A 23835-nucleotide genomic window follows, 5' to 3' on the forward strand; every position below is an offset into this window, starting at 1 on the left:
AAGGCTTTCCGCTCTATCTTGCTTCCAGCCGATCAAACACCTGCTCCGCGGGGATGCCTGGGCCACTCTCCACACCTTTGCGAATGTCCTCGCGCAACCCGACGTGCATCAGCAGCCAGTCGCGAAAACTGGCGACCGGCGGGTGGTCGCGCTTGTCGTGCGGTACGACGAGATAATAGGCGCTGCGGCTTTGCATCGGCAGGCCGGGCGCGGGCACCAGCTGGCCGCGCTGCAATTCGCCAGCGATGAGGATCAGCGGCAGAAGCGCCACGCCGAGCCCCGCCATGCAGGCTTGGGCGGCGGTGCCGAACTGTTCGAACTGCATGCCCGGTCCGGTCGGCGCGCTCAGGCCCTGGTGTTCGAACCATTCGGTCCAGGCGCCGGGGCGCGTCGTCATGTGCAGCAGCGGCAAGCGGCCGATATCCGCCGGTGCGGCGATGGCGCGGCCGGCGAGGAATTCGGGCGACACGACCGGCGCCACCGTTTCGCGCACCAAGAGCGTCGAGTCTGCCTCCGGCCAGTCCGGCAGGCCGTAGTGGATGGCGGCATCCAATCGTTCGCGGGCGAAGTCGAAGCGGCCGACGCGGGTGACGAAGTTGATAGTGATATCGGGATTTTTTTCGACGAAATCGGGGATCATCGGCATCAGCCAGCGCGTGCCGAAGGTTGGCAAAATAGCAAGGTTCAGCATGCCACTATGCCGATTGCTCATCAATCCAAGGGAGGCGTCACGCAATTGGCCAAGCGCCGACCGCACCGCTTCGGCGTAGATTTCGCCTGCCATCGACAGCCTGACATTGCGGCTGTCGCGTTCGAACAGCCGGCGGCCGAACTGGTCCTCCAACAGCCTGATCTGCCGGCTGACTGCGCCCTGGGTCAGATCGAGTTCCTGGGCGGCGGCGGTGAAACTGCCGAGGCGGGCCACCGCCTCGAAGGCGGCAAGGGCACTTGTGTTAGGTAGAAGGCGGCGCTGGACACTCATGATCGATTACTAACGCTCATTGATCGGCGAAGCAATTTCGTTTGATTTTTTCAGGCCGCGGGTCGATAAGCCGGGCCAAGATTTTGCTTCATGCATGTCGTCATCCCAAAACCGCTGACACTTTTGGGCGACCTGCATCAGTTGGGAGAGAGCCATGGCCGCCGACAAGAATGTATTCGTCTGGGAAGACCCGTTCCTGATCGAGAGCCAGCTTTCGGAAGACGAGCGCATGGTGCGCGATGGTGCCGCTGCCTTTGCCGCCGACAAGCTCGCGCCCCGGATCGAGGACGCCTATCTCAACGAGACGTTCGACACGGCGATCTTTCGCGAAATGGGCGAGGCCGGCCTGCTCGGCATCACCATTCCCGAGGAGTTTGGCGGGCTTGGCGCCAACTACGTGACCTACGGGCTGGTCGCGCGGGAAGTCGAACGTGTCGACTCGGGTTACCGCTCGATGATGAGCGTGCAGTCGTCGCTGGTGATGTATCCGATCTACGCCTATGGCTCGGATGAGCAGCGCAAGAAGTACCTGCCCAAGCTCGCCAGCGGAGAATGGATCGGCTGTTTCGGCCTGACCGAGCCGGATGCCGGCTCCGATCCGGGCGGCATGAAGACTCGCGCCGAGAAGACGGCCAACGGCTACAAGCTCTCCGGCTCGAAGATGTGGATTTCCAACTCGCCGGTCGCCGATGTGTTCGTCGTCTGGGCGAAATCATCGGCGCATGACAACCAGATCCGCGGCTTCGTGCTGGAAAAGGGCATGAAGGGGCTTTCGGCGCCGAAGATCGGCGGCAAGCTGTCGCTGCGGGCTTCGATCACCGGCGAGGTGGTGATGGAAGGCGTCGAGGTCGGCGAGGACGCGCTGCTGCCCAATGTTTCCGGACTGAAAGGCCCGTTCGGCTGCCTCAATCGCGCCCGCTTCGGCATTTCCTGGGGTTCGATGGGGGCCGCCGAAGATTGCTGGCATCGCGCCCGCCAGTACGGTCTCGACCGCAAGCAGTTCGGCAAGCCGCTGGCCGGCATGCAGCTTTACCAGAAGAAACTCGCCGACATGCAGACCGAGATCGCGCTTGGATTGCAGGCGAGCCTGCGCGTCGGACGGTTGCTCGATGAAGGCAAGATGGCGCCGGAAATGATCTCGATCGTCAAGCGCAACAATTGCGGCAAGGCGCTCGACATCGCCCGCCAGGCCCGCGACATGCATGGCGGCAACGGCATCCAGATCGGCTACCACGTCATGCGCCACGCGCAGAACCTGGAGACGGTCAACACCTATGAAGGCACGCATGACGTGCATGCATTGATCCTGGGAAGGGCGCARACGGGCCTGCAGGCGTTTTTCTAAGCCGGCACACCTGCTTAAATTAGGTGCACCGCAACATCTCTGCTTGGAGAATGGCCGCCATTTGTGTCAGGGTTCAGCGAATTCGTTTGAAACGCTGAATTCCGGGGCCCCATGGCAATTCTGGCAGCTGTCTACCATCTGACCCACTACAAATATGACCGGCCGGTGGTTCTCGGGCCGCAGATCATCAGGCTGCAGCCGGCGCCGCATTCCCGCACCAAGGTGTTGAGCCATTCGCTCAAGGTCGAACCGGCTAACCATTTCGTCAATCTGCAGCAGGACCCCTACGGCAACTTCCTCGCCCGTTTCGTTTTTCCCGAGCCGGTGACGGAACTGAAGATCGAGGTCGATCTCGTCGCCGACATGACGGTCTACAATCCGTTCGATTTCTTCGTCGAGCCGTCGGCCGAGGCGTTTCCGTTCGAGTATCCGGAAGAGATCCGCGACGATCTCGCCATTTACCGCACCCCGGAGCCGGCCGGTCCGCTGCTTTCGGCTTTGCTCGGGACCATCGACCGCAGCGCAAAGAACACCGTCAATTTCCTCGTCGATCTCAATGCCCGGCTGCAGCGCGAAATCGCCTATATCGTGCGCATGGAGACCGGTGTGTTCTCGCCGGAAGAGACGCTGGCCGCGAAAAAAGGCTCGTGCCGCGATTCAAGCTGGCTGCTGGTGCAGATCTTGCGCAATCTCGGCATCGCCGCGCGCTTTGTCTCCGGCTATCTGATCCAGCTCAAGCCGGATCTCGTCGCGCTGGATGGACCGCCTGGAACCGCCGTAGACTTCACCGATCTGCATGCCTGGTGCGAGGTCTATCTTCCCGGCGCCGGCTGGATCGGCTTCGATCCGACCTCCGGCCTGCTCACCGGCGAGAGCCATGTGCCGCTCGCCGCCACGCCGCATTTCCGCAACGCAGCGCCGATTTCCGGCATGGCGAGCTTTGCCAATGTCGACTTCGGCTTCGAGATGCGGGTCGACCGCATCGCCGAACATCCGCGCATCACCAAGCCGTTCTCGGATGAAAGCTGGCAGGCGCTCGATGCACTCGGCAACAAGGTCGATGCAGCACTTGCGGAAGGTGACGTGCGGCTGACGATGGGCGGCGAGCCGACCTTCGTCTCGATCGACGATTTCGAATCCGCGGAGTGGAACACCGCTGCCGTCGGACCGACCAAGCGCGAGAAGGCCGATGCGCTGATCCGACGGTTGCGCGAGCGCTTCGCGCCGGGCGGCTTTCTCCACTACGGCCAAGGCAAATGGTATCCGGGCGAGAGCCTGCCGCGCTGGACCTTCTCGCTCTACTGGCGCGCCGATGGTGAACCGGTTTGGAGCGACCCGTCGCTGATCGCGCGCGAAAAGAGTGAGGCCGATGTCGGGCCGAAACAGGCCGAAGACCTGCTGACGGCGATTGCCGGGGAACTCGGCATCGAAAAATCCATGGTCAGCGAAGCCTATGAGGATCCGGCCGAGTGGCTGCTCAAGGAAGGCAAGCTGCCGGACAATGTCGATCCCTCCAACTCCAAGCTGGAGGATCCGGAAGAGCGCAGCCGCATGGCGAAAGTCTTCGAACGCGGGCTGACCAAGCCGTCCGGCTATGTACTGCCGGTGCAGCGCTGGAACAGCCAGGCGTCGGGACCGCGCTGGCGTTCGGAAAAGTGGAAGACGCGGCGCGGCCGGCTGTTCCTGGTGCCGGGCGATTCTCCGGTCGGCTATCGCTTGCCGCTCGGCACGCTTCCCTATGTGCCGCCGGCGCAGTTCCCCTACATCGTGCCGGTCGATCCCTCGCTGCCGCGCGGCCCATTGCAGGCGCGCGAGGCGATCCTGCCCGTAGCGGCTCCGGCCGAACTCGAAGGCGCCGATGAAATGGCGCGCCGCCAGCAGGCGGTGTCGTTCACCGCGGCAAGCGGTCAACAGGACCGGGTCGAGCAGGAAATCACCGAGATCGGCGGCGCGGTGCGCACCGCACTTTCGGTAGAGCCGCGCGACGGCCGGCTCTGCGTGTTCATGCCGCCGGTCGAGGCGCTCGAAGACTATCTTGAACTGGTGGCGGCTGCCGAGAATGCAGCGCGGACCATCGGTCTGCCGGTGCATATCGAAGGCTATGGCCCGCCGCACGATCCGCGCCTCAACGTCATCCGCGTCGCACCCGATCCCGGCGTCATCGAAGTCAACATCCATCCTGCCGCCAACTGGCAGGATTGCGTGGCGACGACGACAGCGATCTACGAGGAGGCGCGGCAGACCCGGCTTGGCGCCGACAAGTTCATGATCGACGGACGCCACACTGGCACCGGCGGCGGCAATCATGTCGTGGTCGGCGGCGCGACACCCAATGACAGTCCGTTCCTGCGCCGGCCCGATTTGTTGAAGAGCCTGGTGCTGCAGTGGCAGCGGCATCCGTCGCTGTCCTACCTGTTCTCCGGCCTGTTCATCGGCCCGACCAGCCAGGCGCCGCGCTTCGACGAGGCGCGTCATGACTCGCTCTACGAGCTCGAGATCGCGATGGCGCAGGTGCCGCATCCCGACCAGGGCGCGGCACCCTTGCCGTGGCTGGTCGACCGGCTGTTCCGCAACCTGTTGACCGATGTCACGGGCAATACGCATCGCTCGGAAATCTGCATCGACAAGCTGTTTTCGCCGGACGGGCCGACCGGCCGGCTCGGCCTGGTCGAGTTCCGCGGCTTCGAGATGCCGCCCAATGCGCGCATGAGTCTGGCGCAGCAGCTCTTGGTCCGTGCCATTATTGCCCGCGCGTGGAAAAACCCGCTCGACGGCCGCTTCGTGCGCTGGGGCACCTCGTTGCATGATCGTTTCATGCTGCCGCACCATGTCTGGGCGGATTTTCTCGACGTGCTCGACGATCTCAAGCTCAGCGGCTTCGAGTTTCGTCCGGAATGGTTCGATGCCCAGCTCGAATTCCGCTTCCCGTTCTGCGGCGAGGTCCAGCATGCCGGCATCAAGCTGGAGCTGCGGCAGGCGCTCGAGCCTTGGCACGTAATGGGCGAGCAAGGGGCGATCGGCGGCACCGTGCGCTTCGTCGATTCCTCGGTCGAACGGCTGCAGGTCAAGACCGAGGGGCTGAACCCCGAGCGTCATGCGGTGGTCTGCAACGGCCGCATCGTGCCGATGAAGGTCACCGACAACCGCGAGGTGGCGGTGGCGGGCGTCCGCTTCAAGGCGTGGCAGCCGGCTTCGGGACTGCATCCGGCGCTGCCGGTCAACACGCCGCTGGTGTTCGACATCTATGACCGCTGGTCGGGCCGCGCGGTCGGCGGCTGCGTCTACCATGTCGCGCATCCCGGTGGGCGCAACTACGACACCTTCCCGGTCAACGGCAACGAGGCGGAGGCACGGCGGCTCGCCCGCTTCGAACCGCGCGGCCATACGCCGTCCTTCTATGTGCTGCGTGAGGAACAACCGGCGGAAGATTTCCCGATGACGCTTGACCTTCGGCGGCCGGCAAGACTCTGATCAACGATGGCAAAGGGGAATCACAAAAGGGTACGCGGCAAGCCGCAGATCCACAGCCTGCTGGAGCACTACCAGCCGATCGACGGCGTCGTCGACGAGATGGTCGATGCGTCAGGCACTCCCCGTCCGGTCTGGAAGCACTTCATCGAGGCGCTCGACGAACTTGGGGCTGAAAAGCTTGGCCAGCGCTTCGCGCGCGCCGACCAGTATCTGCGCGACGCCGGCGTCTATTACCGCGTCTATGACAAGGCCGGCGCCAATGAGCGCGAATGGCCGCTGGCGCATATTCCCCTGCTTATCGAGGACAGCGAGTGGGCCGCGATCAGCGCCGGCCTGGTGCAGCGCGCCGAACTGTTCGAAGAGACGATTGCGGACATCTACGGGCCGAACCGGCTGGTCGAAAAGGGCATCCTGCCGGCGGGGCTGATCGCCGCCAGCCCGGAATATTTGCGGCCAGTGGTCGGCACCAGGCCGGCTGGCGGGCATTTCCTGCATTTCTGCGCGTTCGAACTCGGCCGCGGGCCCGACGGCCAATGGTGGGTGCTGGGCGACCGCACCCAGGCGCCATCCGGCGCCGGCTTTGCGCTGGAGAACCGCGTCGCCACCACACGCGCGCTGTCCGATATCTACGGCGAGATGCATGTGCACCGCCTTGCCGGCTTCTTCCGCCGTTTTCGCGATGCGTTGATCGGCATGGCCAAGGAAACCGACGGCCGTGTCGCCATCCTGACGCCGGGGCCGCTCAACGAAACCTATTACGAACACGCCTATATCGCCCGCTATCTCGGTATCATGCTGCTCGAAGGCGAGGATCTGACCGTCTCCGGCGGCAGGCTGATGGTGCGCACGGTCTCCGGCCTGATGCCGATCAGCGTGCTGTGGCGGCGGCTCGACGCTGCCTTCGCCGATCCGCTCGAACTGCGCCCGGATTCGCAGATCGGCACGCCAGGCCTTGTCGAGGCGATCCGCCAGGGCGCGGTTGCGACCGTCAACGCGCTTGGCTCCGGCCTGATGGAAACACGCGCGCTGCTCGCCTTCCTGCCCAAGATCTCGCGCGCCTTGCGGGGCGAGGAATTGCTGCTGCCGAGCGTCGCGACGTGGTGGTGCGGGCAGGCGACGGAACGCGCGCATGTGCTGGCCAATATCGACCGCATGGTGATCGGTCCGGCGCTATCGACACGGCTTGCCTTCGAGGATGACAACCAGACGAAGCTCGGCTCGGCGCTTTCCGCCGGGGAGCGGGCTGAGCTGGTGGCGCGCATCGAAGGTGAAGGCGGCGCCTTCGTCGGCCAGGAAGCGGTGACGCTTTCAACGACACCGGTCTTTGTCGGCGGCTGGCTGGAGCCACGGCCGGCGAGCCTGCGCGTCTATCTGGCGCGCACGCCCGAGGGCTGGACGGTGATGCCGGGCGGTTTTGCCCGCGTCGGCCTGTCGCTCGATCCGACGGCGATCGCCATGCAGCGTGGCGGCCAGGCTGCGGACGTCTGGGTGGTCAGCGACAGACCGGTGGAGCGCGAGACGCTGCTGCCGCAAGAAGGCGACAGCTTCATCCGCACCAGGCCGGGCAGCCTGCCCAGCCGGGCGGCGGAAAACCTGACCTGGCTCGGCCGCTACATCGAACGCTCGGAAGACACGGTGCGCATCCTGCGCGCCTATCATGTGCGGCTCGCCGAGACCTCCGATCCGGACATGCCGCTGCTTGCCGACATCAGGGATTATCTCGAACCTTTCGGCATCGACGTCGAGACGGCGATCCCGTCGGGACTGATCGGCACGCTGGATAGCGCCGTCTACAGCGCCGGGCAGATCCGCGACCGGTTCTCACCCGATGGCTGGCTGGCGCTCAAGGATCTGTCGAAGACCATCCATCAGTTCGCAACCACGGTGGCGCCCGGCGACGACGCGACACGGGCCATGACGGTCATCCTGCGCAAGCTCGCCGGCTTCTCCGGCCTGCTGCATGAGAACATGTACCGCTTCGCCGGTTGGCGTTTCCTCGAGATCGGCCGGCGGCTGGAGCGCGGCATCCAGATCGCCCGCACGCTGTCCCGGCTGACCGGCGCCAAGGCGCCGGACGGCGCGCTCGACATGATGCTGGAGATCGGCGACAGCGTGATGACCCACCGCCGGCAATATCCGGTGCAGGCCGGCCGGCGCACGGTGGTCGATCTCCTGGCGCTCGACCCGCTCAATCCGCGCTCCATCCTGTTCCAGCTCGAAAGGCTGAAGGCAGAGATCGGCCTGTTGCCGTCGCTCGGCGGCGAGGGGCACATGTCGCCGGCGGCCAAGGAGATCCTGCAACTCAACACCCAGATTGCCATCAAGGAGCCTTCGGACATGACGGCCAAGGCGCTGGACGATCTCGCCTATGAAATCGGCGGCCTCTACAACAGCCTCGCCAAAGCCTATTTCGGCTAGGCAGGTTCCGCAAAAGGGTCACATGGTTTTGCGACAAGACCCTGCGCCAAGACAAGAAAAGTAGCGCATGCTTTACGACATCCGGCTCCATCTCCATTACGACTATGCCGCGGCGGCGGGCGGCGGCCGCCACCAGATCCGCGTGCTGCCATCGACGATTTCCGGGGTGCAGCGCGTCATCGCCGCGTCATTGTCTTTTGCGCCGGCGCCCAACGAGCGTTCGGATTTTTTGGACTTCTTCGGCAACGACGTCACCTCGATCGCCTTTCGCGACGCGCATGATGCGCTCGACATAAGGATGAGCGCACGCGTATCGGTGTCGCGGCCCGAGCCCGGGCTCGACGTGTCGCCCGATATCGGCCGGCTCAGGCAGGAACTCGCCGCGGTGCGGTCGCTGGCGTCTGATGCACCGCATCATTTCCTGACGGGCAGCACCCATGCCGGCATCGATGGTGCGATCACCCTCTATGCGCAAGGCAGCGTCGGCGGCTCCGCCGCCGGCACGGCGATGGACCTGTGCAATCGCATCCATCGCGATTTCACCTATGACGGCGAGGCGACGACGGTGCGGACCCGGGCCAGCGACGCCTTCAGGCTGAAGCGTGGCGTCTGCCAGGACTTTTCGCACATCATGATCGCCGGCCTGCGCGGACTCGGTATTCCGGCCGGCTATGTCAGCGGCTTCCTGCGCACCATCCCGCCGAAGGGCAAGCCTCGGCTGGAAGGCGCCGATGCCATGCATGCCTGGGTCAAGGCCTGGTGCGGGCGCGACGCCGGCTGGCAGGAATTCGATCCGACCAACGGCATGCGGGCCAGCAACGACCACATCACCGTCGGCTACGGCCGCGACTATTCGGACGTGGCGCCGATCGTCGGCGTGCTGAAGACCACCGGCGGACAGGTCGGCGAACAGGCTGTCGACGTCATTCCGGTCGTGCTCGAAAAAGCCTGAAAGCAGGCTCGGCGCCAGCGCTGTCGCCGGCTTTTCGCACGACCTTTGGAACCAGCAATCGGCCCGCAGCTTATCTACGGATATTTGCGTGGAGCAGACATGCTGCAAAAATCCGGATTGTCGCACGGCCGGCCGGCTGACGAAGATGCTGTGCCGAAGAACGGGGCGCAAACCTCGGCCGATCATGCATCGCTTACCTATGTCAGCGATGCCGAGCCCGGCATAAGGCGGCTTAAGACAGGCAAGGGGTTTTCCTACAAGGGACCGAACGGGCGGCCAGTTCCCGACGTCACGCGGGCGCGCATCGAGGCTATCGTCATTCCGCCGGCCTGGACGGATGTGTGGATTTCGCCGGACGACGACGGTCATATCCAGGCGACCGGCAGGGACCAGCGCGGACGCAAGCAGTACCGCTACCATCCGCAATGGGCCGAAGAACGCGACGGCGCCAAATATTCGAGCCTTGTCGCCTTTGCCGAAAGCCTGCCGGTCCTGCGGCGCCGGATCGACGGCGATCTGCGCCGTCGCGGCCTGCCGCTCGAGCGTGTCGTCGCCGCCGTCGTCTGGCTGCTCGACAACACTATGATCCGCGTCGGCAACGCCGCCTACGCCCGCGACAACAAGAGTTTCGGGCTGACCACATTGCGCGACCGCCACGTCGACATCGTCGGTTCAAGCCTGCGCTTCGCCTTCAAGGGAAAGTCCGGCAAGGAGTGGAAGCTCAAGCTGGTCGATCGCCGCATCGCCGGGATCGTGCGCGGCGCACAGGACCTGCCCGGCCAAAAACTGTTCCAGTATCTCGATGAAGACGGCAACAGGCGGCCGGTCCGTTCAGAGGACGTCAACTGCTATATCAGGGAGGCCGTTGGCGATGCGTTCAGCTCCAAGCACTTCCGCACCTGGGGCGGCACCATCCACGCCGCGTCACTGTTTGCGCAGACGGAATTACCGGAAACCCAGGCGCAGCAAAAGCGGGTGATGAACAGCGTCATCGACAAGGTCGCCGAGCGGCTGGGCAATACGCGCGCCGTCTGCCGCAAATGCTATATCCATCCGCAGGTGTTCGAGGCCTGGTCGCAAGGACGATTGCTCGACGAAATGGCGCAAGCCAACAAGCATAAGCGCTCGATAGACGGCCTCGATGGCGAGGAAGCTCTCGTGCTGAGATGGCTGAAGGTGCGCGAAAGCTAACCGGCGGCAATGCGGTTACCAAATGCGCGGCACCCAGATTTTTTTATCGACGTCGTGTCGGGATCGGTCCTAGTGTTTCGTCCTTTGACAGAGAAAAGGACCAACCATGCTCTACGCAATCCTCTGCTATGCCTCCGAAGACGTCGTCAGCTCGTGGAGCAAGGCGCAGGACGATGAAGTCATAGGCAAGCTTCTCAACGTTCAGGAAAAGTACGTCCAGGCCGGACGACTTGGCCCGGTGGCGCGGCTGTTGCCGACCACGGCGGCAACGACACTGAGAAAGGTCAAGGGCGAAGCCGTCGTCATCGACGGGCCTTTCGCGGAGACCAAGGAGCAATTCCTCGGCTTCTACACGCTCGAATGCGCGGATCTCGACGAGGCTGTAGAGTTCGCCCGTGAACTGTCCGACGTCAACCCGAGTGGCGGCTCCTACGAGATCCGGCCGGTTCAGATGTTTCACACCAACAAGATTCCCGCATGACCGAACTCGCCTGGATAAGCTCGACAATCAACACCGCCCGTCCGCAGGCGATGGGCGCGCTGCTGCGTTATTTCCGCGATCTCGATACGGCGGAGGAAGCTTTCCAGGATGCGTGTCTCAGAGCCCTGAAGAATTGGCCGCAGAACGGGCCGCCGCGTGATCCGGCGGCCTGGCTGATCTTTGTCGGCCGCAACAGCGGCATCGATGCCGTGCGCAAGCGTGCCAAGCAGGCGCCGATGCCGGAGGAAGACCAGATCTCCGACCTGGAAGATGCCGAGAGCGACATGGCCGAGCGGCTGGACGGCGCGCATTACCGCGACGACATCTTGCGGCTGCTGTTCATTTGCTGTCATCCCGATCTGTCACCGACGCAGCAGATCGCGGTGGCGCTGCGCATCGTCTCGGGCATCACCGTCAAGCAGATCGCGCGCGCCTTCCTGGTCGGCGAGAGCGCCATGGAGCAGCGCATCACCCGCGCCAAGGCGCGCATTGCGGACGCCGGCGTGCCGTTCGAAACGCCGGGCGCGGTCGAGCGCTCGGAACGGCTCGCCGCTGTCGCCGCCATGGTCTACCTGATCTTCAACGAGGGCTACTCGACCAACAGCGGCGAGGCGCCGGCGCGCGCACCGCTGTGCGAGGAGGCGATCCGGCTGGCGCGGCTTTTGCTCAGGCTGTTCCAGACCGAGCCGGAGATCATGGGGCTGACGGCGCTGTTGCTGCTGCAGCATGCGCGCGCGCCGGCCCGTTTCGATGAAGACGGCGAGATCGTGCTGCTCGAGGATCAGGATCGCAGGCTGTGGAGCCGCAAGATGATCGACGAGGGGCTGGCGCTGGTCGACAAGGCGCTGCGCCATCGCCAACCCGGCCCCTACCAGGTGCAAGCGGCTATTGCCGCGCTGCATGCGCGAGCCGACAAGGCCGAGGACACCGACTGGGTGGAGATCGACCTGCTCTACGGCCTGCTCGAACAGATGCAGCCGTCGCCGGTAATCACGCTCAACCGCGCGGTCGCGGTCTCAAAGGTGCGCGGACCGGCAGAAGCGCTTGCCATGATCGAACCGCTCGAACAGAGGCTTTCCGGCTATTTCCACTTCTTCGGCCTCAAGGGTGGCCTATTGATGCAGCTCGACCGGGGCGAAGAGGCGCGTGTCGCCTTCGACCGCGCCATCGCGCTCGCCAACACGGCCGCGGAAGCCGCCCATATCCGCATGCATATCGACCGGCTGATGAAAGACGGTGCCGTACGGGGACCTGCCCGCACGGCGAAATGACTGACTTTTGATCTGGTTCAACGGTCTGCTCTCGGCTTGGACCATGCCGGGGTGGCGATTTTCCCCTGGAACGAGTAATGCCACGCCATGACAGTGCCTGAGGTGCCTTTTCGGCACGCAGGCGACATGGCGCAAGGCTTGATCCGGCGCCATATGATGGCGACGGGATATGAAAGGGAAAAAAATGACCATAGCGAAGGAAACGGCCGAGCTGCTGGCGAAACTGGGTGTGGCCAATGACGCGCTTGTCGGCGGCGACCTGATCGTGCGCAGCCCGGTGACGGGTGAGCAGATCGCGGCGCTGAAGACGATCTCGCCGGCCGACGCGGCCAAGACCATCGATGCCGCGCACAAGGCGTTCCAGGCGTGGCGGATGGTGCCGGGCCCACGGCGCGGCGAGCTGGTGCGGCTGCTCGGCGAGGAGCTGCGCACGCACAAGGCCGAGCTTGGCCGGCTGGTCTCGATCGAGGTCGGAAAGATCCCGTCCGAGGGACTTGGCGAAGTGCAGGAGATGATCGACATCTGCGATTTCGCCGTCGGTCTGTCCCGGCAGTTGTACGGCCTGACCATCGCCACCGAGCGCCCGGGCCATCGCATGATGGAAACCTGGCATCCACTCGGCGTCGTCGGCGTCATTTCCGCCTTCAACTTTCCGGTCGCGGTGTGGTCGTGGAACGCAGCCCTGGCGCTGGTCTGCGGCGACGCGGTGGTGTGGAAGCCGTCGGAGAAGACACCGCTAACGGCGCTCGCCTGCGAAGCGATTTTTGCCCGCGCGGTAAAGCGTTTCGGCACCGACGCGCCGCAGGGCCTGGCGCCGGTGCTGATCGGTGACCGCGCCGTCGGCGAGATCCTGGTCGATCATCCCAAGGTGCCGCTGGTATCGGCCACCGGCTCGACGCGCATGGGCCGCGACGTTGGCCCGCGGCTGGCCAAGCGCTTTGCCCGCGCGGTGCTCGAACTCGGCGGCAACAATGCCGGCATCGTCTGCCCGACCGCCGATCTCGACATGGCGCTGCGCGCGATTGCCTTCGGCGCGATGGGCACGGCGGGACAGCGCTGCACGACGCTGCGGCGCCTGTTCGTGCATGACAGCGTCTATGACGCTCTGGTTCCACGTCTCAAGAAGGCCTACGAAAGCGTCTCGGTTGGCAATCCGCTGGAGACCCCTTCACTGGTCGGGCCGCTGATCGACAAGGCTGCTTTCGACGCCATGCAGAAGGCGCTGAAGGAGGCAGGTTCACATGGCGGCAAGGTGACCGGCGGCACGCGGGTCGAGAACGGCCATCCGGATGCCTATTATGTGCATCCGGCGTTGGTGGAAATGCCGAAACAGGTTTCGCCGGTGACGGAAGAAACCTTCGCGCCGATCCTCTATGTGATGAAATATTCTGATTTCGACGCCGTGCTCGACGAGCACAACGCGGTTGGCGCCGGCCTGTCGTCGTCGATCTTCACCCGCGACCTGCAGGAATCCGAGCGCTTCCTCGGCGTCGACGGATCGGACTGCGGCATCGCCAACGTCAATATTGGCACGTCGGGTGCAGAGATCGGCGGCGCCTTCGGTGGCGAGAAGGAAACCGGCGGCGGCCGTGAGAGCGGCTCCGATGCGTGGAAGGCCTATATGCGCCGCGCCACCAACACGGTGAACTATTCCAAGGCGTTGCCGCTGGCCCAGGGCGTGTCGTTCGACATCGATTGAGGACTCCGGGGCTCCATGCATCCCCGCACGGGGTATGCATGGAGCCCCGATCATCTGCCTGCCGGCGAGCCGAAGGCCTCGACGAAGGCGGCATCGATGATGGCCAGCTTCACGGCCTGGGCGGTCATGTATTCGCGGTAGAAATCGGCCGACACCCACATCACCGAATTGCCGCGTTGGCCGAGCCAGCCGACGCTGCCGAGGTCCTCGGCATCACGCAGCTTGCGCCCCAGATGGGTTCGCGACAGTTTGAGCCATTTGGCGAAATCGCCGATCGAGACGATGCCGGTCGGGATTTGATCGAGGCCGGCATGATCGGGATCGACGCTCGATATCAGCCAGTCCATGACGACGCCGCCATTGTTGAGCCAGGTGAACAGGGAAAAGGTCTGCCTGGGCTCGCGGACGGGGTTGGAGGAGACCAGGCCGTCGGCCACCAGCGGCTGCACCCTGGCGAGCGCGTCGGGCCGTTCGAGGAACGTCGCCAGACGGTTCGCGCCGTCGAGGCTGTCCAGCGTGTGCAGATGCGCCATCATCCAGCCGGCGACCGTCTCCAGCGTGTTTGCTGTGGGTTGTATCGGGCGGATGCGCCCGTCATGCGCCGTCGGCAGAAGCTCGACGAAATTGTAATGCAGCATCTCTTTGATGAAGGCGTCAGCGGTGTTGCGGCTGGCGACGGCGTTCTGGCGGATCACGTCGATGAAACGTGCCGCCGTCAGTTGCTTGCGGTAGTCATCGGGCTTCCGCCTGAAATGCAGGGCGAGGCCGATATGCGCCATCAGCCAACGCTGCTGGGTGGCGAACACAGACGAGAGCCGAGGGCTCATTCCGTAGGCCTGGATCAGCGCCTGCGCCTGGGCACGGACACAGCGATACAATGCCGGGTGGCCCGCAATAAGCTCCGAGGTCAGCGCCATTCTCCCCCTGCTCCGATTCGGCCTGACGGCTGCGAAGACCCAACCACATTTTCAGCCTTCCGCTTCTGTGTCCAGAAGCAGTCCGCCGGTGCCGGTTCACAGCATCGTGGGTTGGTGCATGACCTACGATTTCCCGGGGCAGCCCGATGTCACGGCGATTGTCGGCGGCCCTCGCTTGCCGGAAAACAGGCGTTGAAAGCGGCATCCACAATGGCCAGCTTGGCGGCCTGGACGGTCATGTACTCCTGGAAGAACGTCTTCGACACCCACATCACCGAATGGCCGCGCAGGCCAAGCCAGCCGATGCTACCGAGATTCTCGGCCGCGCTGAGCTTGCGGGAAAGATGGGTGCGCGAGAGCTTGAGCCATCTGGCGAACTCGCCGATCGAAACCACGCTGGTCGGAATGCGGTCCAGGCCGGCATGATCGGGATCGATGCCGGACATCAGCCAGTCCATGACGATACCGCCATTGTTGAGCCAGATGAACAGGGAAAAGGTCTGGTTGGGTTCGCGCACCGGCTTGGAGGAAAGCAGGCCGTCCGCCACAAGAGGCTGCAGCCTGGCAACCGTCTCGGGCCGCTGCAGGAACCTCGTCAGGCGATCGCCGCCGTCGAGCTGATCCAGCGTCTGCAGATGGGCGAGGACCCAGCCGGTAAACGTTTGCACGGTGGCCGCCGTCGGCTGCAGGGGGTGCGTGCGCCCGTCGCCGCCCGACACATATTCGGCGATGTTGTAGTGCAGCATCTCCTTGATGAAAGCGTCAGCGGTGTTGCGGCTGGCCACCGCGTGCTGGTGCACGACCTCGATGAAGCGCGACACCGTCAATTCCTTGCTGCGATCGTGCGGGTCACGCCTGAAATGCATGGCAAGTCCGACATGGCCCATCAGCCAACGCTGCTGCGTGGCGAAAATGGAAGCCAGCCGTGGGCTCTCTTCATAGATGTGGATCAGCGCCAGCGACTGTGCCTGAACATGGCGATGCAGGGCTGGATGGGCGGCAATGTCTTCCAGATTCAGCGCCATCCTCCTTGTGTTCCGAGCGAGCCACTGCAACCCAGACGACGTAACCACATTTTCAGCGTTCGCCGCTTGTGTCCAGACGTTCCATCCCGGTCCACAGGCATGGAGAGCAGGCCGAGGCGGGCCAGGGTACAGGCCGTTGATCGCAGTGAGGAGCTTGGGACTCTCTGCGGCGGCCGGTTTCTCATTCTCCCGGCTGTGCACCGGGCTGCCAGGGGCGCCACTTTGGCGACCGCAGCCTCTGGCACCAGCGGCCGAAGCGGTCGACATAGATGTAGATGACCGGCGTCGTGTAGAGGGTCAGGATCTGGCTCAGCACCAGGCCGCCGACGATGGCTATGCCGAGCGGCTGGCGCAGTTCGCTGCCTTCGCCAAGGCCGATGGCCAGCGGCACGGCGCCGAACAGTGCCGCCATGGTCGTCATCATGATCGGGCGAAAGCGCAGCAGGCACGCCTGGTAGATGGCATCATGCGCCGACTTGTTCTCGTTGCGCTCGGCGGCCAGCGCGAAGTCGATCATCATGATCGCATTCTTCTTGACGATGCCGATCAGGAGGATGACGCCGATCAGCGCCATGATGCTGAATTCGATGTCGAAGGCCGACAGGGCCAGCAGCGCGCCGACGCCGGCCGAAGGCAGCGTGGAGAGAATGGTCAGCGGGTGGACGTAGCTCTCGTAGAGGATGCCGAGCACGACATAGACGGCGATGAGCGCAGCAAGGATGAGCAGCGGCTGGTCGGAGAGCGAATCCTGGAACACCCGGGCCGTGCCCTGGAAACTGCCGTGGATGGTGGCCGGCATGCCGATGCGGTCCGCCGCCGCGTTGATGGCCGCGACCCCGTCGCTGAGCGCGACGCCCGGCGCAAGATTGAACGACAGCGTGGTGGCGACGAACAGGCCCTGGTGGTTGACCGAAAGCGGCGTGCTGCCGGGGCCATAGCTCGCGACCGACGACAACGGCACCATCGTCTCGGCACCGGTGCTGACGGCCGATCCGGTCGATGCGGCAGTCTTGCCGGTGCTGGTGATGGAATTGGTCGCCTGGTTGCGCGCGGCATCCGTCGCTGCCGCCGCGGCGCTGCCGGACTGTCCCGGCGCGACGAATGTACCGGCAACCGCATTGCTCGCCTGCGAACCATGCACTGATCCGCCCGACGTGCTGACATAGACCTGTTTCAGCGCTTCGGGGTTCTGCCAGTATTGCGGCGCCACCTCCATGATGACGTGGTACTGGTTGCGCGCCACATAGATGGTGGAAACCTGGCGCTGGCCGAAGGCATCATAGAGCGTGTTGTCGATCTGGCCGACGGTGATGCCGAGGCGCGTCGCGGTGTCGCGATCGATGACGATATCCGCCTCCAGGCCCTTGTTCTGCTGGTCGCTGTTGACGTCGGTCAGCTTCGGCTCGGTCTGCAGTGCCGCCGCGAGTTTCGGCGCCCATTGCGCGAGGTCGTCGAAACTGTCGCCTTGCAGCGTGTACTGGTACTGCGCGTTAGACTGACGCCCGCCGACGCGGATATCCTGTACCGCCTGCAGGAAGAGGGTGGCGCCCGGCACCACCGCAAGTTCGCGCCGCAGCCGGGCGATCACCTGGTCGGCGGAAACCTTGCGTTCGGCCAGCGGCTTCAGCGACACGAACATCGAGCCGGAATTGGTCTGGCCGCCGCCGGTGAAGCCGACAGCGGCATCGACGGCAGGGTCCTTGCTGACGATGCCGGCGAACTGGCTGAGTTTTTGCGACATCAGCTGGAAGGAGGTTGCCTGGTCGGCCTGGATCGAGCCGACAAGCCGGCCGGTATCCTGCTGCGGAAAGAAGCCCTTGGGGATGGTGATGTAGAGATAAGCATTGAGGCAAAGCGTCGCCGCGAGCACAGCCATGATCAGCAGCGGATGGTCCAGCGCCCAGGAGAGCGACCGGCGGTAGCCGCTCAGCATGGCGTCGAAGACGCGCTCGCTGAAGCGGTAGAGACGGCCATGGCTGCGACCCTTTTCGCCGCGCAGCAGGATCGAGCACATCATCGGGGTGGTGGTCAGCGAAATCGCCAGCGAGACCAGGATTGCGGCCGACAGCGTGATTGCGAACTCGCGAAACAGCCGGCCGATGATGCCGCCCATCAGCAGGATGGGAATGAAGACGGCAATCAGCGAAAGGCTCATCGACAGCACGGTGAAGCCGACTTCCTGCGCCCCCTTGATCGCCGCCTCTATGCGGCCCATGCCCGAAGCGACGTGGCGGGAAATGTTCTCGAGCACGACAATGGCATCATCGACGACGAAGCCGGTGGCCACCGTCAGCGCCATCAGCGACAGATTGTCGATGCTGAAGCCGAGTAGGTACATGACGCCCAGCGTGCCGACCAGCGACACCGGCACCGCCACGATCGGCACCAGTGCCGAACGCAGGTCGCGCAGGAAGGCGAAGACGACCAGGATCACCAGGCCGATGGCGATCATCAGCGTCTGCGCGACTTCCCGCAGCGAAGCGCGGATGGTGGTCGAGCGGTCGACCGCCAGCGACAGATCGATGGCCGGCGAGATCGAGGCGCGCAGCGACGGCATAAGCGCCTTTACGCGGTCGACCGTGGCGATGATGTTAGCATTGGGCGAGCGGTTGAGGATGATCAACACCCCCGGCTTGCCGTTGGCAAGACCGGCATTGCGGATGTTCTCGACGGAATCGTTGACCTGGCCGACGTCTGAAAGCCGCACCGGGGCGCCGTTGCGATAGGCCACCACCAGCGAGCGATAGGCGTCCGCATGGTTGGCCTGGTCGTTGGCGTAGATCTGATAGCGCTGCGGGCCGACGTCGATGGCACCCTTGGGGCTGTGGGCGTTGGCCGAGGCGAGGGCCGCGCGCACATCCTCCAGCCCGATGCCGTAATCATAGAGCGCCTGCGGATTGAGCTCGACGCGCACCGCCGGCAGCGAACTGCCGCCCACCGACACCTCGCCAACACCGTCGACCTGCGAGAGTTTCTGCGCCAGCACGGTGCTGGCGGCATCGTAGAGCTGCCCCTTGGACAAAGTGTCGGAGGTGAGGGTGAGAATGAGGATCGGTGCGTCGGCCGGATTGACCTTGCGATAGGTGGGGTTGGAATGCAGGCTGGACGGCAGGTCGGCGCGCGCCGCGTTGATCGCCGCCTGGACATCGCGCGCGGCGCCGTCGATGTCGCGGTCGAGGCCGAACTGCAAGGTGACGCGCGCGCTGCCGACGCTGCTCGACGACGTCATTTCGTTGACATCGGCGATCTCGCCGAGATGCCGTTCGAGCGGGCTGGCGACCGTGTTTGCCACGACCTGCGGGCTGGCGCCCGGCAGCGATGCCTGCACCGAGATCACGGGGTAGTCGACCTCGGGCAGCGGCGCCACCGGCAATTGCGGAAACGCCACCAGTCCTGCCGCCAGCAGGCCGAAGGTCAGCAAGGTCGTTGCAACCGGGCGCCGGATGAAGGGAACCGACAGGTTCATGGCGCGGCGTCCGCATCATAGGCGCGCGGAAGGTCGGGCTGGACGCCCCGCAGCCGGGCGGCAAGGCGATCGAACCAGAGATAGATGACCGGCGTCGTGAACAGCGTCAGCAACTGGCTGACGAGCAGGCCGCCGACGATGGTGACGCCCAGCGGATGACGCAGTTCCGAGCCGACGCCGGTGCCGAGCATCAGCGGCAGCGCGCCAAGCATCGCCGCCAGCGTCGTCATCAGGATCGGGCGGAAACGCAGCAGGCAGGCCTGGTAGATGGCTTCGCGGGGCGCCTTGCCTTCGTTGCGCTGTGCGTCGAGCGCGAAGTCGATCATCATGATGGCGTTCTTCTTGACGACGCCGATCAAGAGGATGATGCCGATGATCGAGATGATGGTCAGGTCCTCGCCGGCGATCATCAACGCCAGCAGCGCGCCGATGCCGGCCGAAGGCAGTGTCGACAAGATGGTGATCGGGTGGATGAAGCTCTCATAGAGCACGCCGAGCACGATGTAGACGGTGATCACCGCCGCCAGGATCAGGAACAACGTGTTGTCGAGCGAAGCCTGGAATGCGCGCGCCGCTCCCTGGAAATTGGTGATGACGCTGAGTGGCATGCCGATGTCGCTTTGCGCCTGCTGGATCGCGGTGACCGCTTCGCCAAGCGACACGCCGGGTGCCAGGTTGAACGACACTGTGGTGGCGGGGAATTGCCCCATATGGGAGATTTGCAGCGGTGCGGTGGCGACGTGAGTGCTGGCGACCACGGCCAGCGGCACCGGACTGCCGCCGCTCGATGACGGCAGGTAGACGGAGGACAGCGCGTTGAGCGAATCCTGCAAAGAGGGATCTGCTTCGAGAATGACCCGGTACTGGCTGGATGTGGTGAAGATGGTCGAGACGATGCGCTGGCCGAAGGCGTCGTAGAGCGCGTTGTCGATCGTCGCCGGCGTGATGCCGAAGCGCGCCGCCTGGTCGCGGTCGATGTCGACGAAGACGGCGAGCCCGGCATCCGACAGGTCGCTGGCGACGTCGGCGATCTCAGGCAGCGTGTTCAACCTGGCCAGCAGCTTCGGCGTCCATAGCGTCAGCTCGTCTGGATTGGCGTCCTGCAGCACGAATTGATACTGCGTACGGCTGACCGTGCCGTCGATGGTCAGGTCCTGCACCGGCTGCATGTAGAGGGTGACGCCGGCCGTGGCGGCGGTCGCCTGCTTCAGCCTTGCTATGACTTGCGTGATGTCGGCGGTGCGCTTTTCATGCGGCTTGAGGTTGATCAGGATGCGGCCGACATTGAGCGTGTTGTTGGTGCCGTCGACGCCGATGAAGGATGACAGGCTGTCGACATCGGGGTCTTTCAGGATGATCGCCGCCAGTTCTTGCTGCCGCTCGGCCATCGAGGCATAGGACACCGATTGCGGCGCCTCGGTGATGGCCTGGATGACGCCGGTATCCTGCACCGGGAAGAAACCCTTTGGGATGACCACGTAGAGTGCTGCCGTCAACACCAGCGTGGCCGCCGCCACCAGAAGCATCAGCGTTTGCCGGTCGAGCACCCAGGTCAGCGCGCGGCCGTAACCCCTGATCACCCAGTCGAAGAAGTCGCGGCTGGCGCGCTGCAGGGCGTTCTCGCGCACCGCCGACAACGGCTTGAGCAGCTTGGCGCAGGCCATCGGCACCAGCGTCAGCGACACCACGGCGGAAATCAGGATGGTGGTGGCGAGCGTGATGGAAAATTCGCGGAACAGCCTGCCGACGACATCGCCCATGAACAGCAGCGGGATCAGCACGGCGATCAGCGAGACGGTCAGCGATATGATGGTGAAGCCGATCTGCTGCGACCCCTTCAGCGCCGCCTGCAGCGGCGTCGCACCCTCCTCGACATAGCGCGCGATGTTTTCGATGACGACAATGGCGTCGTCGACGACGAAGCCGGTGGCAATGGTCAGCGCCATCAGCGAGAGATTGTCGAGGCTGAAGCCGAACAGGTACATCACCCCCAGCGTGCCGACCAGCGACAGCGGAACCGAGAGGCTCGGGATGAGCGTCGCACGGGCGCTGCGCAGGAAGACGAAAATGACCAGCACGACGAGGATGACGGCGAGCGTGAGTTCGTATTCGACGTCGCGCACGGACGCGCGGATGGTGGTGGTACGGTCGGTCAGCACCTTGACGTCGACAGTGCTTGGCAGCGAGGCCTGCAATTGCGGCAGCAGCGCCTTGATGCGGTCGACCACCTCGATGACGTTGGCGCCGGGCTGGCGCTGGATGTTGACGATAATGGCCGGCGTGCTGTTCATCCAGGCCGCCAGCCTGTTGTTCTCGGTGGCGTCGACCACCGTTGCCACATCGCTCAGCCGCACCGGGGCGCCGTCCTTGTAGGCGACGATCAGCGAGCGGTATTCCTCGGCGCTTTTCAGCTGGTCGTTGGCGTTGATGGTGTAGGCCCGCGACGGCCCGTCGAAATTGCCTTTCGGCGTGTTGACGTTGGCGCTGCCCAGCGTGGTGCGCAGATCGTCGAGATTGAGGCCATAGGCGGCGAGCTTGCGCGGATCGGCCTGGACGCGCACGGCCGGGCGCTGGCCGCCGCTGAGGCTGACCAAGCCGACGCCCGCCAGTTGCGAGATCTTCTGCGCCAGCCTTGTGTCGGCAAGCTGCTGCACATCGCGCAGCGGCATCGTGTCCGATGTCAGGCCGAGCGTCAGCACCGGCGCATCGGCCGGATTGACCTTGGCGTAGATCGGCGGCGCCGGCAGATCGGCCGGCAGCAGATTGCCGGCGGCGTTGATGGCCGCCTGCACCTCCTGCTCGGCGACATCGAGCGAGATCGCCAGGCTGAACTGCAGCGTGATGACCGAGGAGCCGGCCGAACTGACCGAATTCATCTGGTTCAGGTTGGCAATCTGCCCGAGCTGGACCTCCAGTGGGGCGGTGACCGAGGATGTCATGACGTCCGGGCTTGCTCCCGGATAGAAGGTCTGCACCTGGATGGTCGGATAGTCGACCTCGGGCAGCGCCGAGACCGGCAAATAGCGGTAAGCCAGCAGGCCTGACAGCATGATGGCGACCATGAACAGCGATGTCGCCACCGGCCGCAGAATGAAGGCTCGCGACGGGCTCATTGCTGCTGCCCGGACTCCGCATGGCGATGCTTGCGGCCCTGGCCCTTGTGCCTGCCGGTGTCGTCCGGCTTCAGCGTCGCGGACACCGGCTGATCGGGTGGCTGCGCCTGCGGTTGAGGCGCTGTCCCTGCCGGTGCAGGCGCCGAGGCCTGCGGGGCTGTCTGTGCCGGAGCCTGTGTCTGGCCGTCCTGTTGCAGGTTGATATGGGCTCCGTCGCGAAGCTTGTCGGCGCCGTCGACGACGATGCGGTCGCCGGGGGTCAGGCCCGCCAGGATCTCGACGTGCTCGCCATTGGTGACGCCAAGCGTGACCTTGCGCACCGAGACGGTGCTGTCGGGATTGACCAGATAGACGAAGGTGCCGGGCTGGCCGCGCTGAATCGAGGCGATCGGGGCGATCGCCACGTCCTTGTGCTCGTCCACCAGCAGCTCGATGTTGACGAACTGGTTCGGATAGAGAATGCGCGTTTCGTTGGCAAAACCCGCCCTCAGCTTGATGGTGCCGGTGCTCGGGTCGATCTGGCTGTCGAAGGTTTCAAGCTGGCCGTCGGCGAGCTTCTTGTTGCCGGCGCGGTCGAAGGCGGTGGTGGGCAGCTTGGCGCCCTGCTGCAGGCGCTGTGCGATCTCCGGCAAGTCGTCCTCGGGCACGGTGAAGAGGACACTGATCGGCTGCAGCCTTGTGATGACGACAATGCCGTTGGCATCGCCCGGCGTCACGTAGTTGCCCTCATCCACCTGGCGAAGGCCGGCGCGGCCGTCGACCGGCGCCAGGATGCGGCAATTGTCGAGATTGAGGGTCGCGGTCTGAACCAAGGCCTGGTCGACCTGGATGGAGCCGGCGTCCTGCGCAACCAGGGCGACCTGCGCGTCGAGCGTCTGATGCGTCGCCGCGCCTTGGGTCACCAATGTCTGGTCGCGTGCAAGGTCGAGCTGGGCGTCCTTCAGCATCGCTTGGTCGCGCGCCAGCTGGCCCTGGGCCTGGGCGAGTGCTGCCTGGTAGGGACGGGGATCGACCTCAGCCAACAGATCGCCCTTGGCGACGTCCTGACCCTCCTTGAAGTTCACCTGGACAAGCGGGCCGATGACCTGCGGCTTGACCGTGACGGTGGAGAGCGAGGTCACCGTGCCAAGCGCGTTGAGGGTGACGTCTATCTTGCCCTTCTCGATGGTGGCGGCGCCGATCGACATCGGTTGCGCGTTTCTTCTACCACCGGGCTGCCTGGCCTCGACATGCGGGCGTTGGTAGAGATAGGTGCCGGTGGCGGCGACAATTGCAATAAAGATCAGCCACGGGATCCAGCCACGCGAACGGCGTTGCGCGACATTCGTTTGCAGGGGCGTCTGCAGGGGTATTTCCAACTGCTGGTCCATGGCGGCATCTCTCACCCCCATCAACCAATATGGCCGAAACCGACCCAAGTCGAATTAACAGTTGGACAGGTTTGACCGGCCATGCCGGCCGGTCTTTCGCCTCGGTTTCTGCTGTTTCCGCGGTCGTGTCCTGA

The 23835-nt window shown here is 64.6% G+C and carries 14 protein-coding genes; 8 read left to right on the top strand and 6 right to left on the bottom strand.

Annotated elements, in window-relative coordinates:
- Positions 1-13: 13 nt before the first annotated feature.
- A complete protein-coding gene (locus AC1D08_RS20185; protein WP_457152082.1) occupies positions 14-982 on the bottom strand; it encodes a LysR family transcriptional regulator in 969 nt (322 codons plus the stop codon).
- Positions 983-1136: 154 nt separating this feature from the next.
- Here AC1D08_RS20185 and AC1D08_RS20190 point away from each other — a divergent pair, with 154 nt between their 5' ends.
- From AC1D08_RS20190 to amaB, 8 genes are all read left to right on the top strand, one after another.
- Positions 1137-2327: an acyl-CoA dehydrogenase gene (locus AC1D08_RS20190; RefSeq protein ID WP_457152081.1), complete on the top strand. Its 1191-nt coding sequence runs from the start codon at positions 1137-1139 to the stop codon at positions 2325-2327.
- A 111-nt stretch (positions 2328-2438) separates the two neighbouring features.
- Entirely contained in the window at positions 2439-5798 is a 3360-nt protein-coding gene (locus AC1D08_RS20195; protein WP_477228066.1) for a transglutaminase family protein, read from the top strand.
- 6 nt (positions 5799-5804) lie between these two features.
- Positions 5805-8216, top strand: a complete 2412-nt coding sequence (locus AC1D08_RS20200) for a circularly permuted type 2 ATP-grasp protein (RefSeq protein WP_457153363.1) — start codon at positions 5805-5807, stop codon at positions 8214-8216.
- 67 nt (positions 8217-8283) lie between these two features.
- Positions 8284-9168, top strand: coding sequence for a transglutaminase family protein (locus AC1D08_RS20205; protein WP_477423812.1), 885 nt, complete (start codon positions 8284-8286; stop codon positions 9166-9168).
- A 99-nt stretch (positions 9169-9267) separates the two neighbouring features.
- Complete coding sequence (locus tag AC1D08_RS20210) at positions 9268-10359, top strand: DNA topoisomerase IB (protein WP_477228067.1); 1092 nt, start codon at positions 9268-9270, stop codon at positions 10357-10359.
- Positions 10360-10465: 106 nt separating this feature from the next.
- Positions 10466-10840: a YciI family protein gene (locus AC1D08_RS20215; RefSeq protein ID WP_095084477.1), complete on the top strand. Its 375-nt coding sequence runs from the start codon at positions 10466-10468 to the stop codon at positions 10838-10840.
- Positions 10837-12111, top strand: coding sequence for an RNA polymerase sigma factor (locus AC1D08_RS20220; RefSeq protein WP_457154607.1), 1275 nt, complete (start codon positions 10837-10839; stop codon positions 12109-12111). The genes AC1D08_RS20215 and AC1D08_RS20220 overlap by 4 nt, the downstream gene beginning before the upstream one ends.
- Before the next feature lie 184 nt (positions 12112-12295).
- A complete protein-coding gene (gene amaB / locus AC1D08_RS20225) occupies positions 12296-13810 on the top strand; it encodes an L-piperidine-6-carboxylate dehydrogenase (RefSeq protein ID WP_477228068.1) in 1515 nt (504 codons plus the stop codon).
- A gap of 50 nt (positions 13811-13860) precedes the next feature.
- Here the strand turns inward: amaB and AC1D08_RS20230 are convergent, their stop codons facing one another.
- The 5 genes from AC1D08_RS20230 to AC1D08_RS20250 form a co-directional block, all read right to left on the bottom strand.
- Entirely contained in the window at positions 13861-14727 is an 867-nt protein-coding gene (locus tag AC1D08_RS20230; RefSeq protein ID WP_457155039.1) for a hypothetical protein, read from the bottom strand.
- Between the two features lie 149 nt (positions 14728-14876).
- The gene (locus tag AC1D08_RS20235) at positions 14877-15752 is read right to left on the bottom strand and encodes a hypothetical protein (RefSeq protein WP_457155040.1); all 876 of its coding nucleotides are present in this window, start codon (positions 15750-15752) and stop codon (positions 14877-14879) included.
- 181 nt (positions 15753-15933) lie between these two features.
- Positions 15934-19218 carry an efflux RND transporter permease subunit gene (locus tag AC1D08_RS20240; protein ID WP_457153111.1) on the bottom strand — a complete coding sequence of 1095 codons (3285 nt, stop codon included), beginning with the start codon at positions 19216-19218 and terminating at the stop codon, positions 15934-15936.
- Positions 19215-22331, bottom strand: coding sequence for an MdtB/MuxB family multidrug efflux RND transporter permease subunit (locus AC1D08_RS20245; protein WP_477423814.1), 3117 nt, complete (start codon positions 22329-22331; stop codon positions 19215-19217). Before AC1D08_RS20245 ends, AC1D08_RS20240 begins: the two co-directional genes overlap by 4 nt.
- Positions 22328-23701 carry an efflux RND transporter periplasmic adaptor subunit gene (locus AC1D08_RS20250; protein WP_477228072.1) on the bottom strand — a complete coding sequence of 458 codons (1374 nt, stop codon included), beginning with the start codon at positions 23699-23701 and terminating at the stop codon, positions 22328-22330. Before AC1D08_RS20250 ends, AC1D08_RS20245 begins: the two co-directional genes overlap by 4 nt.
- Positions 23702-23835: the final 134 nt, after the last annotated feature.

The sequence above is a fragment of the Mesorhizobium sp. P2_E6 genome, from assembly GCF_056403835.1.

What these genes read in the sequence shown, in the direction of transcription:
- AC1D08_RS20250 (WP_477228072.1), bottom strand. Translation starts at nt 23,701, where the DNA reads ATGGACCAGCAGTTGGAAATACCCCTGCAGACGCCCCTGCAAACGAAT.
- amaB (WP_477228068.1), top strand. Translation starts at nt 12,296, where the DNA reads ATGACCATAGCGAAGGAAACGGCCGAGCTGCTGGCGAAACTGGGTGTG.
- AC1D08_RS20230 (WP_457155039.1), bottom strand. Translation starts at nt 14,727, where the DNA reads ATGGCGCTGACCTCGGAGCTTATTGCGGGCCACCCGGCATTGTATCGC.
- AC1D08_RS20205 (WP_477423812.1), top strand. Translation starts at nt 8,284, where the DNA reads ATGCTTTACGACATCCGGCTCCATCTCCATTACGACTATGCCGCGGCG.
- AC1D08_RS20210 (WP_477228067.1), top strand. Translation starts at nt 9,268, where the DNA reads ATGCTGCAAAAATCCGGATTGTCGCACGGCCGGCCGGCTGACGAAGAT.
- AC1D08_RS20235 (WP_457155040.1), bottom strand. Translation starts at nt 15,752, where the DNA reads ATGGCGCTGAATCTGGAAGACATTGCCGCCCATCCAGCCCTGCATCGC.
- AC1D08_RS20245 (WP_477423814.1), bottom strand. Translation starts at nt 22,331, where the DNA reads ATGAGCCCGTCGCGAGCCTTCATTCTGCGGCCGGTGGCGACATCGCTG.
- AC1D08_RS20215 (WP_095084477.1), top strand. Translation starts at nt 10,466, where the DNA reads ATGCTCTACGCAATCCTCTGCTATGCCTCCGAAGACGTCGTCAGCTCG.
- AC1D08_RS20185 (WP_457152082.1), bottom strand. Translation starts at nt 982, where the DNA reads ATGAGTGTCCAGCGCCGCCTTCTACCTAACACAAGTGCCCTTGCCGCC.
- AC1D08_RS20240 (WP_457153111.1), bottom strand. Translation starts at nt 19,218, where the DNA reads ATGAACCTGTCGGTTCCCTTCATCCGGCGCCCGGTTGCAACGACCTTG.
- AC1D08_RS20200 (WP_457153363.1), top strand. Translation starts at nt 5,805, where the DNA reads ATGGCAAAGGGGAATCACAAAAGGGTACGCGGCAAGCCGCAGATCCAC.
- AC1D08_RS20195 (WP_477228066.1), top strand. Translation starts at nt 2,439, where the DNA reads ATGGCAATTCTGGCAGCTGTCTACCATCTGACCCACTACAAATATGAC.
- AC1D08_RS20220 (WP_457154607.1), top strand. Translation starts at nt 10,837, where the DNA reads ATGACCGAACTCGCCTGGATAAGCTCGACAATCAACACCGCCCGTCCG.